We start from the raw sequence: 14185 nt of genomic DNA, 5'->3' as shown, positions 1-14185 counted from the left end.
CCGTGCCTACGCCTCAGGAACTGCCGATCACCCGTCGCGCTCTGGCGCAGATGGGTGATCGGTTGTCCTTTCTTTACGTTGAACGCGCAACCGTGAACCGCGACGGAAATGCCCTAACAGTTACCGATAAGCGCGGGGTTGCACATGTCCCTGCGACCCAGCTCGCAGTTCTCCTCCTCGGGCCAGGAACACGAATTACCTATGCTGCAATGGCGCTTCTCGGTGATGCTGGGACATCAACAGTATGGGTCGGAGAACGAGGTGTGCGGTATTACGCGAGCGGGCGACCACCGGCGAAATCCTCGCGGATGGCGCTTTTGCAAGCCGAGATTGTTACGCATCAGCGGAAGCGACTCGATTGTGCTCGAAAAATGTATTCACTTCGATTCCCGGGTGAAGACGTCTCTGAACTGACGATGCAACAGCTCCGCGGGCGAGAAGGCTCTCGGATGAAAAAGGTATACGCAGCTGAGGCGGAGCGTACCGGTGTGTACTGGGACCGGCGCAGCTACGATCCGAACGATTTCGACTCTTCTACCCCAATTAATCAGGCGTTAACGGCAGCAAGCGCGGCCCTGTACGGTATCGCGCATGCTGTGATTGCCGGTCTGGGTTTCGTTCCTGCTCTCGGTGTAGTGCATACAGGAACCGATCGGGCATTCGTGTACGACATCGCCGACCTTTACAAGGCAGAAATCGCCATTCCTGCTGCATTCGACGCCGTCGCGGGAGCAAGCGGGGTTCTACACGTCGTGGTGAGACGCCTGGTCCGCGACGCTGTCGTGGAAAAACGCCTCATGCAGCGAATGGTCAAAGACCTGAAATACGTGATGGACGTCCCGGATGACGAGCCGTATTCCGACGCCGAGCTGATGCTCTGGAGCGAGTTGGAAGTTATCGCGTCAGGTGTCAATTGGTCGGAAGACGAGATCTCGACGTGATAGTACTCGTAGTCACCGCCTGTCCCGCCGGTCTCCGCGGTGACCTGACCAAATGGCTCATGGAGCTCAGCCCGGGCGTGTTTGTTGGCAACCCTTCCGCACGAGTCCGCGATCTGTTGTGGGACCGGACCGTCGATCTGTGCAAGGACGGGCGCGCCTTACTCGTGCACTCATCTGACAATGAGCAGGGCATGGAGTTCCGGGAGCATAAACATGACTGGGAACCGACGGACTTCGACGGGGTCACTCTCATGATGCGGAAGCACAAACGGCAGAAAGGGACGCGCCGAACCGGCTGGAGCAACGCGCGGGCGCAGCGCCGGCGGTACGGGCGGCGTTGATGAGGGAGCGAAGGGGCGTCGATAAGCGATTGCCCCTGCGGTAGCGTTGGGAGCATGCATGATGACATGGCACCGAAGCCCGAAGACCTCTCTATTGACGCGCCGCCGGCGGTGCGCGCGCAGCTGACGCACCGCACGATTCGCGAGTTCACCGACCAGCCCGTCAGCAACGAGACGCTGGAGACGCTGTACCGCGTGGCCATGCGCACGGCGAGCTCGCGCGGGATGCAGCACGCGAGCATTATTCGGGTGACGGATCCGGCGCTGCGGGAGCGGCTGGCGGAGATCGGGAATCAGGAGTACGTCAAGCGCGCGCCGGTGTACCTGCTGTTCATCGTGGATTCCGCGCGCAACGCCGCCATCCTGCGCGAACAGGGCTACGACCCGAGTGGCGCGGGCAAGACGAAGGTGTTCGTGGAGGGCTTCACCGACGCGTGCCTGATGGCACAGAACGTGGTCAACGCCGCCGAATCGCTTGGGCTCGGCGCGAACTTCCTGGGCAACATCCACAATGACACCGCCGCGGTGATCGAGACGCTGAAGTTGCCGCGCTACACGTTCCCCGTCGTCGGCCTCACGCTCGGCTGGCCGGGGCAGAATCCGCAGCTCAAGCCGCGCATGGCGCCGGAATTCCGCGTCATGGAAAACGGCTACCAGCACCGCATGAGCTGGTCCGAGGCGCTCGCGGACTATGACCAGGAGATGACCACGTACTACGACCTCCGCAACGCAAACCAGCGCGTGGACAGCTACATCAACCAGGTGGTCAAGCAGCTCACACCGAAGCGCGAGCTTCTCGACGAATCGCTGCAGGCCGCCCGCTGGCAAGGATTCATCATCTAATGCGCCTGTACACACTCGGGTTTTCGCACAAAAGCGCCGAAGAGTTCTTCGACATCCTGCGCGAGTCCGGCACCCGGCGCGTGGTGGACATCCGCCGCTCCAACACGAACCAACTCGCCGGTTTTACCAAAAAGGACGACCTGCGCTACTTCCTCAAGGTCATCCTGGACATGCCGTACACGCACGAGGTGTCGCTCGCGCCCAGCGCCGACCTCATGCACGCCTACCGGCACGACGAGATCGAGTTCGACGAGTTCGCGCGCAAGCTCCGCGCGGAATACGACGACGGCGAGGTCTCGTCGCTCGATCGGTCGGTCCTTAGCGACGCCGTGCTCCTCTGCTCCGAAGCCGACCCCAGCACCTGCCACCGACTCGTCGCCGCCGAGTACCTCGCCGACGCGTGGGACGACGTGGAGGTCGTGCACCTGTAACCTTGCGGCGTTTGGCTCAGTGGTTTGGCTCAGTGGCGTTCTCCGGTGAGCATGCTGAGCAGGAGCACGTTGCCCTCCTCCGGGGCGCTATCTGGGCAGTACACCGCGTGCGGCACGTAGGCGCGCAGGTGAACGACCTCGCCCGGCTGCAGCGGGAAGCGGTCGCCGCCGCACTCGAACTCAAGCGATCCGCTGACGCACTGCACCGTGATCGGGTGCGCCGCCTTGTGGTCCGGAAGCGTCTGGCCTGGGCAGAAGTTAAAGACGATGAGGTTCGCGCCGTCGCCCTGCAACATGCGCTTGACCGCGGGGCGCGCGCCGCCCGGCTTCGGTTCCACGGCGTTCACGGTATCGATGCGCGTTGCGCGGTCGGCGTCGTCGGTGGAGTCGGCGTCGCCGAACACCTCCGGGCGATTGACGGGGAGATCCTGGTTCATCGCTGCTCCTGGGGTGGTTTCTGGGGTGGTTTCTGGGGTGTTGTTCTGGTTGTTGTTCGGGGTGTTGTGGGCAATTTTACCGGCTCGGGACGTGGAATATCGGGGGGCGTGTAGGTGGTGGGGCTGGCTGCAAACGGAGCTAGCTCCGTTTGGGTCGGCGGCTGGGTCGCGACCTGGGGTTTTGCAGGTGCACGACGTGCAAAAGGAGCTAGCGCCGTTTGGGTGGCGGGGCGTCGAGGTACGGGGCGGGGCTTGGGGGTGGATTCGGGAAACGTGGCAGCTGTCGCGGGGCGTGTGCAGGGGCGCGCCGGCCGGTACTGTGAGGGGTGTTCGAAGCGTTGCCGCGCCCGGCGCGGCCTCGCCGGCCCTCCCGAAAGGACCAGCACATGAGCAGCAAGAACCCGAATCCGTACAAGCACTACTCGTACCAACCGAGTTCGAACCAGCCCGGGGCCGACGGGTCCGGTGTGTTCGGGCCTGGCGAGTTCGGGTCGGGGCAGCACTGGCGCGACGACGTCCCTTCCGACCCGGAGGAAAGAACGCTGTTTGAGTTCAAGAACTGGTGGGTCGTCATCGTGTTGGCGCTGGCGGTGGCCGGGGCGATCGGGTTGATCTACACCTCGATGACCGATGGTCCCAGCGGGGCGGAGACTACGCAAGGTCGGGAACAGTCGCCGACGGCAGAGGCTGAGTTCCCGAATTTCGGGGCGGTGGATGAGCGGATCTCGCAAGCCAAGGAGGCGGGCGAGGAGCCCGCCATGTACCGCCCGGACGACTACGACCCAAATTCCGGGGTGCAGGATCCGGTTCCGGTGAGTCCGAGGGGGATGGAGGCTCCGTCGAAAAGCGCCTTCGAGCTCACGCCACTCGAGGCCGGCGAGGTGGCGAATGTCGGGGGCATGCGCATCGGCGTCGGGCCGGTGCGCGACATGGGGAAATACGGCGAGGACAACATCCTCTGCCACGACGTGTCATTCCTCAACATGACCAATGACGAGCTGTGGATTTCCAAGAGCGACTTCGTGCTCACCATGCCGAGCGGGAAGACCGTGGAGCCCAGCTACGCGCCCGGTTTCAACCACTTGAACTTGACGTTTGAGCACGGGCAAACCAACAGCGGGGTGCTGTGCTTCAAGGCGGAGGCGGAGCCGGGGGCGTACACGGTGAACTTCGCGCCGCGCCCGCTGCACACGACGCTCGCGGCGTGGAAGTCTGGGATGGGCGGGTAGTTGGCTGGCTTGGCTGGCGTTTCGTGAGCGTTTTGTGGGCGTTTCGTGGGCGTTTCACCAGGCCAGGCGACAGAGGCGGCGCTGGTGCAAACGGAGCTAGCTCCATGTAGGCCAACCGCCAGGCCGCGACCTGGGGGTTTTCCGGTCGGCGCTGTTGTAGATGGAGCTAGCTCCATCGAGGCCAACCGCCCACCCGTTCGAGAAAACCGCAGGTCATGTCCGGTGCCGTTGCTAAGTTGAAGGCATGAACAGCATCTCAGTGGTTGCCACGACGCTTGAGCAGCTCAGGCTATCCACCTCGAACCCGGCCTGGGTGATACTTCGCGCGAAGAATGCCCCCGCCGTCCTGGCCATCTTGCGGTCGGTGTTTGAAGGGGATAATCGCCAGGTCGCCGGCTCCGATTTCGCGCTCGCCGTCGACGCCATGCTGGTGGACATCCGGGAGCAGACCGACATGGAGCTGCCGAAGACCGGTGTGGCCTACATCAATGACTGGGTCAAGGATGGGTACTTGGTGCGCCGCAGCCCGCAGGGCACCCGCGAGGAACTGTACGAGTTGTCCACCGACGCCCACGTGGCGATCGATTACGTGCAGCAGCTCACCAATCCGCAGCGGTCGGTGACAAAGTCGCGGCTGAGCACCCTCATTACTGGCTTGCGCGACCTCGCCGCCGAAACCGACGAAGACGAGGCGAACGCGATCCGCAGGTTGGAGGCGCAGCGCGATGCGATCCAACACCGGATCGACCAGGTTCGTATGAACGGCGTTGTCTCCATCTCGGACGAGGAAGCGGTGGAGAAGGCGCGAGAGATCCTGTCGCTGGTCAGCGACCTTCCCACCGATTTTTCGCGGGTGCGCGAGGAGATCGAGGACGTGGACCGGGAGCTTCGTGAGTCCATCGTCGAGGAGAAGCTTCACGCGCGCGACGTGCTGGAAAACGTGTTCCGTGGCGTGGACCTCATCACGCAGTCCGAGGCTGGCAAAGCGTTTAGCGGCTTCTACGAGGTCTTCTTGGATCCGGAGCAGTCGAAGCAGCTCGACGCCACCGTGAGTACCGTCCTGTCGCGCGACTTCGTGCGCAAGCTCTCGCCGATGGAGCGCGCTGAGCTGGGCCAATTCGTGGACACGCTGGACGTGTCGTCGGGCCAAGTCCACGATTCCATGACCAACCTTTCGCGCTCTTTACGACGCTTTGTGCAATCCCGTGAAGCCGAGTCCCAGCAGGCACTGATCAAGTCGATCAACGCCGCGCAGCAGATGGCGCTGCAGCTCGCGCAGGAGGGCATCGGCACCCACAGCCCGGTCGGTGTTGAGTTGGAGTTAACAACGATGCAGCCGACGTCACTGTCCAGCTGGAAGCTGCACGACCCGATGGAGTACAAGATCGACCGCGGCATGGAGATCAATGAGCAGGGGTCGATCGATATGGAGGCGATGCGCCAGCGCATCCGGGAGAACGAGATCGACTGGGAGGAGCTGCGCGGGGCGGTGAACGACGTGGTGGAGCGGGACGGCAGGGCGTCGATAAGCGATGTGCTCTCCGCGCACCCTGCGACCCAGGGGCTTGCGAGCGTGGTGGGGCTGATCAAACTTGCGCGCAGGCACGGCGAGCGAAGGGACGGCACCGAGCTGCTGCATTGGACGCGCGCGGACGGTACGAGGCTGCGCGCGCGATACGAACGGTTTGAATTCGACACCACGATTGGACGGCCATAAATGGACAACAAACTCTACGACGGCGACACCGGCACGCTCACCGGCCCGCAGCGCAGGGCGCTCGCGGAGCTCATCCGCGGCCCGTACGTGTCCAGCATCAAGACGCCGGAGGTGTTTCAGACCGTGTCCGGGTCTCGCGAAGTGCTCGCGCAGCAGCTGGACAACCTCTTCCTCACGCTCATCGTGGACGATGACGCGGGCGTGGCCTACACCAAGGCGTGGGAGGTGGACGTCCCCGACAAGCGCGCGATGCTGCGCAAGACCTCGCTGACCTTCATGGATACGGTCATAATTCTGCACCTGCGGCGCGAGCTCGTCTCCACCAGCCCCACCGAGCGCACGATTGTCAACGAAGACGAGGTCTTCGAGGCCACGGTGCCCTACCAGGGGAAATCCACAACCGATAAGTCGAATCCACGCAAGCAGTTCACGGCGTCGTGGAACAAGATGAAGCGGAACTCAATAGTCATCGACACCCCGACCGAAGGCCGGTTCGAGGTCTCCCCCGTCCTGCGCATCGTCTTCTCCGGCGAGGAGATCGCCGCAATCACCGAATCCTTCCGCACCTTTCTGGAGCAGCAGCCATGACCACCATCCCCGGCCAATTCCGCCTCTCCCGTGTCCAGGTCTACAACTGGGGCACCTTCAACGGCCTGCACAGCGTCGACATTGCCCGCGAAGGCTACCTCATCACCGGCCCCTCCGGCTCCGGCAAGTCCACGCTCATCGACGCCATCTCCGCCATCCTGGTCCCGCCGAGCAAGCGCTCGTTCAACGCCGCTGCGGACAACCAAAAGCGTTCCGGGCGCACCATGATCACGTACTGCCGCGGGGCGTGGCGCCGTGAACACTCCGAGGACTTGGATGAGCTGACCCGCTCGTACCTCCGGAACGGCGCGACGTGGAGCGGTGTGCTCCTTCGCTACGAAAACGGCACGGGCGAGACGATCACCGCCTGCAGGCTCATGTTCCTCGCCGCCAACGCGCACGCTGACCAGGACATCACGGACCTGTATCTGCTACTGCCGCGCGATGCGGATCTCACGGAGTTTGAAACGCTTGCGGTGAAGAACCTGCCGATCACGCAGGCGAAGCAGGACTACGGCGATGCGCTGAACGTGGGGCGCAAGCACCCGCAGTTCATCGCCGCGCTGCAGCGAGCGCTGGGCATCGCCGACAGTGGCGCGCTCGAGCTCCTGCACCGCACGCAATCAGCGAAGACGCTGGGGGATCTCAACCACCTCATGCGCACCTTCATGCTTCCGGAGCCCGACACGTTTGCCGTGGCCAAACAGGCGGCCGAGAACTTCACCGCGCTGCACGGCGCCTACACCGCAGTGGTAAACGCGCGTGAGCAGATCGAGCACCTCGTTCCCGTCCGCGAAGCCGCGCATGCTCGCGAGGAGATCGCCCGTGCCACCGCGGTTGTGGCCGAGGAACAGGCGTGGCTCGACCCCTTCGTCTTCGGCTGGAAGGCGCAATTCGCCGAGCGCGCCTGCGAGCGGCACCGCAACGACCTCGAAGCGCTGGGCGGCGCGATCACGGCCGGCGAGGCTGAAGTAGAGACGCTTCGCAGCGAGCGCGAGGAGCTGCGCCAGCTTATCGACGGCAAACAGGACACCGGCCTGGCCAAGGCCGAAATGACCCGCGACAGCCGCCGCACACGCCTCGACCAGGTCAACAAGGCCGCGGAAGCCTTCGCCTCCCGGCTGCGGGTGCTCCAACTCACGCCACCTGGCTCAGCGGAGGAATTTGCGCGCATTTCACACCAGCTGGGAAAGGACCTGCACAACCTGTGCGCGCAGCACGACGCAGAAGACGCCAAAGCTACCACCGCGATCCAGCTCGTGGGCAAGCTGCAGGAGACCCAGACAGCCTTCAAGACCGAGCTGCAAACGCTGCACAAGTACAGTTCAGCGATGGATTCTCGACTGCTGCGAGCTCGCGCCATAATCGCCGACGCGGCCGGCATCCGCGAGAAAGACCTGCCGTTTGTGGCCGACCTCATCTCTGTCAGTCAAGGCGAAGGCGCCTGGCAGGGCGCGGCCGAGCGCGTCATGGGCGGGTTCGCCCGCACACTCTTGGTACCCGAAGAGCACTACCGCGCAGTCTCGACAGCTATTGATGCCACGCACCTTGGCGCAAAGCTGCAGTACACCCGCATCACACCGGAGCAGGAGTTCGCGGCGCCCCGGAGCTTTCAACACGGCACGCTCGGCACGAAGATCGACGTGGCCGACGGGCGCTTTTACAACTGGGTGCAGTCGCAGCTCGCCCGCCGGTTCGACCACCAGTGCTGCGAGTCCCTGGATGAGTTCCGGCGCGCCCGTCGCGCGGTAACCCGCAATGGCCAGGTCAAGCACAGCGAAGCGGACCACGTGAAGGACGACCGCCGGCGCATCGACGACACGAGCACGTGGGTGTTGTGGGGCAATCTGGACGACAAGATCGACGCACTGCACGTAGAGCTGCAACGCGTGGGCAAGGAGCTAGCGCAGGCGGAGCAGGCGCGCGATACCGCAAAGCGCCGTATGAAGACGGCCCGCGACCAGATTTCCACGGTGGAGCGTCTCCAAGAGACAACAGATTTCAGCGAGATCGACACCGCGACCGCGGCCCGCCTGCTCGCAGAGTCGCAGGAGCTGGTGGACCGGCTCACCGACGGCAACGCGGAGGTCGCCGAATTGAAGAAGCAATTCAAAGTCCGCGAGAAGCGACTGGGCCAGGCCCAAGGCCACCTCAACGGGCTGATTGAACAGCGCGGCGGGCTGCGCCAAAAGCTCGAGCAGGCGGAACAGGCGCTTGCCGAGGCTCAGGCGCGCCTCGAGCGCGGAGCCCCACCGGAGGAGGTCCACGGCAGGCTGTCCAAGCGTGCCGGCACCATCGACGAGAAGAATATCGACCGCGTGCACGAGCAGCTGCGCAAGGCCATCACCGCCGAGCTCGACGAACTCAACCGCCGCGACCTCAAGTGCGAGAGCCGGATGCTCGACGCAATGCACCGCTACCTGCACAAGTGGGAGAGCCGCAAGGGCGACCTGCAGGCGGACAAGAGCTACCAGCAGGCGTTCTTGTCCGAGCTGGACCGCCTTGAAACGGAGAACCTGCCGAGCTTCGAGCAGGAGTTCAAGGACCTCCTCCAAGAACAGACGCGCACGCACTTCGGCCGCCTCCGCCGCCTCATCCGCGAGGCCGCCAGCAATACGCGCAAGTCCATCCAAACCATCAACGATTCCCTGGCGCAGGTCGAGTTCTACCCCGGCACGCACCTGCAAATTGAGGTCCGCGAGGCGCAGCCGCAGATCGCCCGCAAGTTCATCGAGCTTATCGACGCCACGCTCGACGGCATGATCAACGAGGCCGATCTAGAGGACAGCGAGCGCCGCTTCCACACAATCCGCGAGGTGATCGAGGCGGTCACGATCTCCGACACCACGAGCGCCCGCGAACAGAAGCTGCGCCTGGACACGCGTCAGCACGTGAAGTTCCTGGGCGTGGAGTACGGCACCGACGGCGTCCGCGGCGCAGTATACGACTCTGCCGAAGGACTCTCCGGCGGCCAGGCCCAGAAGCTCTCCTCCTTCTGCCTCGCCGCCGCGCTGCGCTACCGGCTCACGGGGATGGGCGCGAACCCGTCGCAAGCGAACAAATCCGTGGTCGAGGTTGAGGATGCGATGTACCCCCGCTTTGGCACCATCGTGCTGGATGAAGCCTTCGACCGCGCCGACGCCGAATTCACGCGCGCGGCCATGGGAGCGTTCAGAAAGTTCGGATTCCACATGATCCTCGCCACGCCCGAGAAGCTTTTGCAGACGGTGCAGGACTACATCGGCGGCGTGCTGATGGTGGAGTGCCCGGACCGCAAGCACTCGCAGACCAGCACACTCACCATCGAGGAGGCCCTCGATGAAGACCTGTGACCAGGTACGCACACGCGCTGCCACGTTCTATGCCCGCAACCACCGGGCCTGGCTTGCCGGCGATTTCTCGCCGCTCACGGTGAACCTGCTGCCACCGACGGGCCGTGCCGCCGAGCTTGATGAGGGGCGCGCGGTGCAGGCCTGGATCCAGGAATGGAAGCGCAGCCGCATCACTGCGGAGTGGGAGGAGAAGAAGCTCGGCTACCTGGGCACCTACGCACTCCCGGCGCGCGTAGTGCTGGACAGCCCCGCCACTGCTGCCCGCGTTGCCGGTCGCGCTAAGCATTGGCTGCGCATCAACACGCTGCTCGACGGCTTTGCCGCCTCACTTGGCGACGACGTCCGTAGCCCCTTGATAAACAAGCTCGCTGCGTGGGAGGCGTGGGATGATGCCACCGTCGCCCGCTTTGTCAGCGTGGTGCGGTGGCTGCGCACGCATGACCCGTCCGCCTACTACATCCGCGAGCTCCCGATCTTCGGCGTGGATTCTAAGTGGGTGGAGGCCCACCGCGCAGTACTGACTGCCGTAGTCGGCGAGTTGGGATTTCGCGACAAGCCCGTCCTGGTGGAGCTACGTAGCCTTGACGCAAGCGTGGCGTTCTGCGGGGTGCGGCACTGGTCCTGCCCGCTTTCTGAACTCATCGATCTGCCGGCCCACCGCGTGCTGTTCGTGGAAAACCACCACACCTTCCTCGCCCTGCCAGATATGCCGGACACCATCGCGATCTTCAGCAGCGGCCTGCTGGCACAGGTACTGGCGAAGCGGCTGCCGTGGCTTGCTTCAAAAGAGGTGTTGTACTGGGGCGACTTGGACTCCTACGGCTTCTACATCCTGGACACGGTACGCAAGTACCTGCCGCACACCCGGTCGATACTCATGGACATCGACACCGCCCGCGACCACGACGCCCTCGCCGTCGAAGAGCCAAACCCCAGCCGCTTCACCCCAGCGCGACTGAGCGCCACAGAAACCGACGCCTTGGACTACCTGCGCAGCCACTCCGCAGGCGGATGCCTGCGCATCGAGCAGGAACGCATCGTTTTCGACTACGCGGTAGAGCGGTTGCGGGATGGGTAGAGAAGCGGGCGAGCTAGCGCCGCTTGGTCATAGGCGCCGCCTCCGCTCTGCAAACTCGTCCAGCAACTCGAGCACGTCGGGGGTTCGCCACGAACGCGTCCGTTTATCCAGCTGCGCCGCGACTACAATGCCAGCCTGTTCGAGAGTTTCCAGCGCATTTCCCGCTGAGACCAGAGACGCTCCAAGCTCGTCGACCACGACGCGTGTCGTAAGCACTGGGCGCTGCAAAAGCAACGGCAAGACCTTCCACGCCAGGGCGTCGGAGCGGGCAGTCAGCTGCTGCCGCCACTCCCCCAGCACTGATTCCAACTCATGCGCGATCCACGTCCCATGTTCAACAGCCTCGAGCGCACTTGCTGCGAACAGCGCCACAATCTGGTCAATATCGCCTTGCCTGTACGCATCAAGGGCAGCGAAGTAGTCATCGACTCTGGACAACAACCCCGCAGAGATCGGCACCGGCCCGTTCACGCTAAGCCCTCGCGACTTCAGCAACACGTGTACCAGCGCACGCCCCGTGCGCCCGTTGCCGTCTGCAAAGGGGTGAATCGTTTCAAGCTGGGCGTGCGCGATGGCCGCCTGCGCCAGCACCGGGACATCGCGGCGAGCCATGAAGGCTTCTAAATCCTCCAACAGTGCTGGAACATGCTTTTGGTGTGGCGGCACAAAAAGTGCACCACCCGGATGGTGATCATCCGGCCCTCCGATCCACACTGCTTGCTCGCGCAACGTACCCGCGATCTCCGGCGCGGAGTCCTGCAGAAGCACGCTATGCATCGCCAAAAGCGTCGTAGTCGTGGCTGAATCGACCTCAATCGCGCGCTGCATCTGCCGAACACTCGCCACGATCAACTTGGCGTTCGCGGACCCGGCGCCGGAAAGTTCAGCTTCAAAAATTTTCCTGGACGAGGAGGTCAGCTGTTCGATTCTGCTCGATGCCACCGATTCCCCGCGCAGCAATAATGGAATGAAGGGAAAAAGATCTGTGGCATGCGTAGCGTCATAGCGCGTCACTGCGATAGTCGCTTTATCCGCAGCGGCAAGTGTCTCAGGACGGAGCTGCATTTCTTCGCCAGCGATATGCGGCACGATAGCGCTCTCGTATTGGCTTGGCGTGCGCAGCTGAGCGCGCCGCGACAGGTTCTCAACCTCAGCGCGCCACGGCAAAGTCTCAAAAGAGATACTTGGCCAACCCATGAAGCAAAGTTAGCACGCAATCCTTTATGATTTAACTCGACGCTAAAACTTATATGCCTAAGTTTTGATATCTGCAAAAACGCTAAAGCGTATTCCGCTGCCTGCCCACAATCGAATCTGGTCGTTTCCAGTCTCCAGAAGCATGACCACGCCTTTGGGGTGTCCTCGCAGCACCGTGATGAGTAGTTGCCGGACTCGCTCTTCGTCCCATTTGTAGCCACGCTGGAAATCTGGCAACTGGATCGATCCGTTATTGGTTCGCTCCAGAAATTTCTCGAGCTCAATCATCGGGGTTTGAAAACCCATACGGGAAACTCCTTCACTGGCGACAGCATGTCTCTGACCAGAGATAACCCATTGACCTCGCGCAAAGTGCCCCATATAAAAAACCTCTTCGAGAAGCGACACTCGAGCGTTAACGAAGCGAACAACGAGTTTCCACGCACCATGGCAGAATGCAGCCTCCCTTTGAGAGCAAATATTTCCCCATTACGTTGTTAGCAGTTCCACGCTAGGGCACCGAAGATTCATAGCCCGTCCCCCCCCGAGTGGGCGGGCTATGTTTATGTCCGTTCCCGCCGTCCGAAAGGACAGTGGAACTAGTCGCTGGCTTCGGCATGGCTCATATTCGCCCTGTTAAGAAAATGATCCGGGGGGTGATGTCGCCGAAGACAGTGACATACTCAAACTGCTAATAGGAACTTGACCCGGCCCAGGTGGCATGAGGTCTCACAGTAATGTGGATGCCAGCGCAAGTATGTCCGACCACCCCAGCGATGAAGCGTAAATACTCCAACTTTCTACTCATCGCTAGGAGGCACAGACTCATGGCCTATGACTTCGTCATTGGCATGGACGTCGGCAAATACTTCCACCACGCCTGCGTCCTCGATCCCCAGGGCAGACAAGTCCTATCCAAACGCATCAACCAGCACGAAGGCTCGCTACGCAAGCTCTTCGGCAAATTCCTGGCCGATGGCGCCGAGGTCCTTGTCGTCGTCGATCAGCCCAACAACATCGGCCGGCTAACCGTCGCAGTCGCCCAAGCAATGGGCGCCGACGTTCGCTACCTCCCCGGGCTTGCCATGCGCCAGCTTTCACGTATCCACCTCGGCAACTCCAAGACCGATGTACGCGACGCTTATGTCATCGCCCATGCCGGCCTCAACCTTCCGGATGCCCTGCGTAGTGTTGACCGCGTTGAGGAAGTCTTCCTCCAACTGAAAGTCCTCAACGGTATCGACGAAGACCTCGCCCGCGCCTACACACGCCTGATCAACCAGATGCGATCCGCGCTCGTGGGCACCTACCCCGCATTCGAAAATGTCCTGCGTGGGCAGATGATTCACCGTAAGTGGATTCTCCACCTTCTGGCGAAATACGGTGGCCCCACCAAGATTCGACGCGTCGGCAAAGCACGGCTGGCAGCTTTCGCACGTCGTCACAAGGCACGTAATCCTGAGCCAGTTATCGATGCCATGCTTGCTGCAATCCACGGCCAGACGGTATCCATCGCCGGCGCAGAATACGCGGAACTTGGCGTAGCAATGTCCGCCAAAGATGCACTAGCCAAGCTGGAGCACCGCAAAGAGATCGAAGCCCAGGTCCTCGAGCTGATCCAGGACATTCCTCAGACCGAGATTTTCTTGTCCATGCCCGGCATCGGCCCACGTAGCGCCGCGCAAATCCTTATGACCGTCGGCGATATGTCCGACTTTCCCGATGCAGCACACCTGGCTTCCTATGCAGGCCTGTCGCCACGGACGAATCAGTCGGGAACGTCGATCATGTCGAATTCGCCCAACCGGGCCGGCAACAAGAAATTGAAGAACGCCCTATGGCAATCGTCTTTTGCATCGATCAGATTCCACGAGCGTTCCCGGCAATTCTATGAACGAAAACGCAACGAAGGCAAAAGACACAACGCCGCAGTCGTCGCGCTCGCACGCCGACGCCTCAACGTCCTCTTCGCCATGATGCGCAGCGGAGAGCTCTACAGAGACATCCCCACAGCCCAAAAGGCCGCAGCGGTCTAGTCCCTACAAGCCCCG

At 62.5% G+C, this 14185-nt stretch carries 13 protein-coding genes; 10 read left to right on the top strand and 3 right to left on the bottom strand.

The window, feature by feature from the left end:
- Positions 1-2: 2 nt before the first annotated feature.
- From cas1e to CKJ82_RS08920, 4 genes are read left to right on the top strand one after another with little or no spacing between them, the layout of a single operon-like run.
- Positions 3-941 (top strand): type I-E CRISPR-associated endonuclease Cas1e, encoded by a 939-nt coding sequence (cas1e, locus tag CKJ82_RS08935; protein WP_095537840.1) that lies wholly within the window; start codon positions 3-5, stop codon positions 939-941.
- On the top strand, positions 938-1282 hold the full coding sequence (gene cas2e / locus CKJ82_RS08930; RefSeq protein ID WP_095537839.1) for a type I-E CRISPR-associated endoribonuclease Cas2e: 345 nt from the start codon (positions 938-940) through the stop codon (positions 1280-1282). Before cas1e ends, cas2e begins: the two co-directional genes overlap by 4 nt.
- A 54-nt stretch (positions 1283-1336) precedes the next feature.
- The gene (locus CKJ82_RS08925; protein ID WP_240510742.1) at positions 1337-2125 is read left to right on the top strand and encodes an NADPH-dependent oxidoreductase; all 789 of its coding nucleotides are present in this window, start codon (positions 1337-1339) and stop codon (positions 2123-2125) included.
- Positions 2125-2556, top strand: coding sequence for a DUF488 domain-containing protein (locus CKJ82_RS08920; RefSeq protein WP_095537837.1), 432 nt, complete (start codon positions 2125-2127; stop codon positions 2554-2556). Before CKJ82_RS08925 ends, CKJ82_RS08920 begins: the two co-directional genes overlap by 1 nt.
- 29 nt (positions 2557-2585) lie before the next feature.
- Here the strand turns inward: CKJ82_RS08920 and CKJ82_RS08915 are convergent, their stop codons facing one another.
- Positions 2586-2993 (bottom strand): cupin domain-containing protein, encoded by a 408-nt coding sequence (locus tag CKJ82_RS08915; RefSeq protein ID WP_095537836.1) that lies wholly within the window; start codon positions 2991-2993, stop codon positions 2586-2588.
- A 386-nt stretch (positions 2994-3379) separates the two neighbouring features.
- Between CKJ82_RS08915 and CKJ82_RS08910 the strand changes: the two genes are divergently transcribed.
- From CKJ82_RS08910 to CKJ82_RS08890, 5 genes are all read left to right on the top strand, one after another.
- Positions 3380-4222, top strand: a complete 843-nt coding sequence (locus CKJ82_RS08910; RefSeq protein ID WP_095537835.1) for a hypothetical protein — start codon at positions 3380-3382, stop codon at positions 4220-4222.
- 244 nt (positions 4223-4466) lie between these two features.
- On the top strand, positions 4467-5939 hold the full coding sequence (locus CKJ82_RS08905; protein ID WP_095537834.1) for a DUF3375 domain-containing protein: 1473 nt from the start codon (positions 4467-4469) through the stop codon (positions 5937-5939).
- A complete protein-coding gene (locus CKJ82_RS08900; protein ID WP_095537833.1) occupies positions 5940-6527 on the top strand; it encodes a DUF4194 domain-containing protein in 588 nt (195 codons plus the stop codon).
- Complete coding sequence (locus CKJ82_RS08895) at positions 6524-9859, top strand: ATP-binding protein (protein ID WP_095537832.1); 3336 nt, start codon at positions 6524-6526, stop codon at positions 9857-9859. Before CKJ82_RS08900 ends, CKJ82_RS08895 begins: the two co-directional genes overlap by 4 nt.
- On the top strand, positions 9846-10937 hold the full coding sequence (locus tag CKJ82_RS08890; RefSeq protein ID WP_095537831.1) for a Wadjet anti-phage system protein JetD domain-containing protein: 1092 nt from the start codon (positions 9846-9848) through the stop codon (positions 10935-10937). Before CKJ82_RS08895 ends, CKJ82_RS08890 begins: the two co-directional genes overlap by 14 nt.
- A 27-nt stretch (positions 10938-10964) precedes the next feature.
- Here the strand turns inward: CKJ82_RS08890 and CKJ82_RS08885 are convergent, their stop codons facing one another.
- Complete coding sequence (locus CKJ82_RS08885; protein ID WP_095537830.1) at positions 10965-12134, bottom strand: Fic family protein; 1170 nt, start codon at positions 12132-12134, stop codon at positions 10965-10967.
- Positions 12135-12191: 57 nt separating this feature from the next.
- Complete coding sequence (locus tag CKJ82_RS08880; RefSeq protein WP_240510741.1) at positions 12192-12440, bottom strand: DUF262 domain-containing protein; 249 nt, start codon at positions 12438-12440, stop codon at positions 12192-12194.
- Positions 12441-12961: 521 nt separating this feature from the next.
- Between CKJ82_RS08880 and CKJ82_RS08875 the strand changes: the two genes are divergently transcribed.
- Positions 12962-14170, top strand: coding sequence for an IS110 family RNA-guided transposase (locus tag CKJ82_RS08875; protein ID WP_095537864.1), 1209 nt, complete (start codon positions 12962-12964; stop codon positions 14168-14170).
- Positions 14171-14185 lie beyond the last annotated feature (15 nt).

It is taken from the genome of Corynebacterium gottingense (assembly GCF_002285125.1).
GTDB classification, from domain to species: Bacteria; Actinomycetota; Actinomycetes; order Mycobacteriales; family Mycobacteriaceae; genus Corynebacterium; species Corynebacterium gottingense.
This window is presented reverse-complemented; position numbering and strand designations above follow the sequence as displayed.

What these genes read in the sequence shown, in the direction of transcription:
- CKJ82_RS08925 (WP_240510742.1), top strand. Translation starts at nt 1,337, where the DNA reads ATGCATGATGACATGGCACCGAAGCCCGAAGACCTCTCTATTGACGCG.
- CKJ82_RS08920 (WP_095537837.1), top strand. Translation starts at nt 2,125, where the DNA reads ATGCGCCTGTACACACTCGGGTTTTCGCACAAAAGCGCCGAAGAGTTC.
- CKJ82_RS08915 (WP_095537836.1), bottom strand. Translation starts at nt 2,993, where the DNA reads ATGAACCAGGATCTCCCCGTCAATCGCCCGGAGGTGTTCGGCGACGCC.
- CKJ82_RS08910 (WP_095537835.1), top strand. Translation starts at nt 3,380, where the DNA reads ATGAGCAGCAAGAACCCGAATCCGTACAAGCACTACTCGTACCAACCG.
- CKJ82_RS08905 (WP_095537834.1), top strand. Translation starts at nt 4,467, where the DNA reads ATGAACAGCATCTCAGTGGTTGCCACGACGCTTGAGCAGCTCAGGCTA.
- CKJ82_RS08900 (WP_095537833.1), top strand. Translation starts at nt 5,940, where the DNA reads ATGGACAACAAACTCTACGACGGCGACACCGGCACGCTCACCGGCCCG.
- CKJ82_RS08895 (WP_095537832.1), top strand. Translation starts at nt 6,524, where the DNA reads ATGACCACCATCCCCGGCCAATTCCGCCTCTCCCGTGTCCAGGTCTAC.
- CKJ82_RS08890 (WP_095537831.1), top strand. Translation starts at nt 9,846, where the DNA reads ATGAAGACCTGTGACCAGGTACGCACACGCGCTGCCACGTTCTATGCC.
- CKJ82_RS08885 (WP_095537830.1), bottom strand. Translation starts at nt 12,134, where the DNA reads ATGGGTTGGCCAAGTATCTCTTTTGAGACTTTGCCGTGGCGCGCTGAG.
- CKJ82_RS08880 (WP_240510741.1), bottom strand. Translation starts at nt 12,440, where the DNA reads ATGGGTTTTCAAACCCCGATGATTGAGCTCGAGAAATTTCTGGAGCGA.
- CKJ82_RS08875 (WP_095537864.1), top strand. Translation starts at nt 12,962, where the DNA reads ATGGCCTATGACTTCGTCATTGGCATGGACGTCGGCAAATACTTCCAC.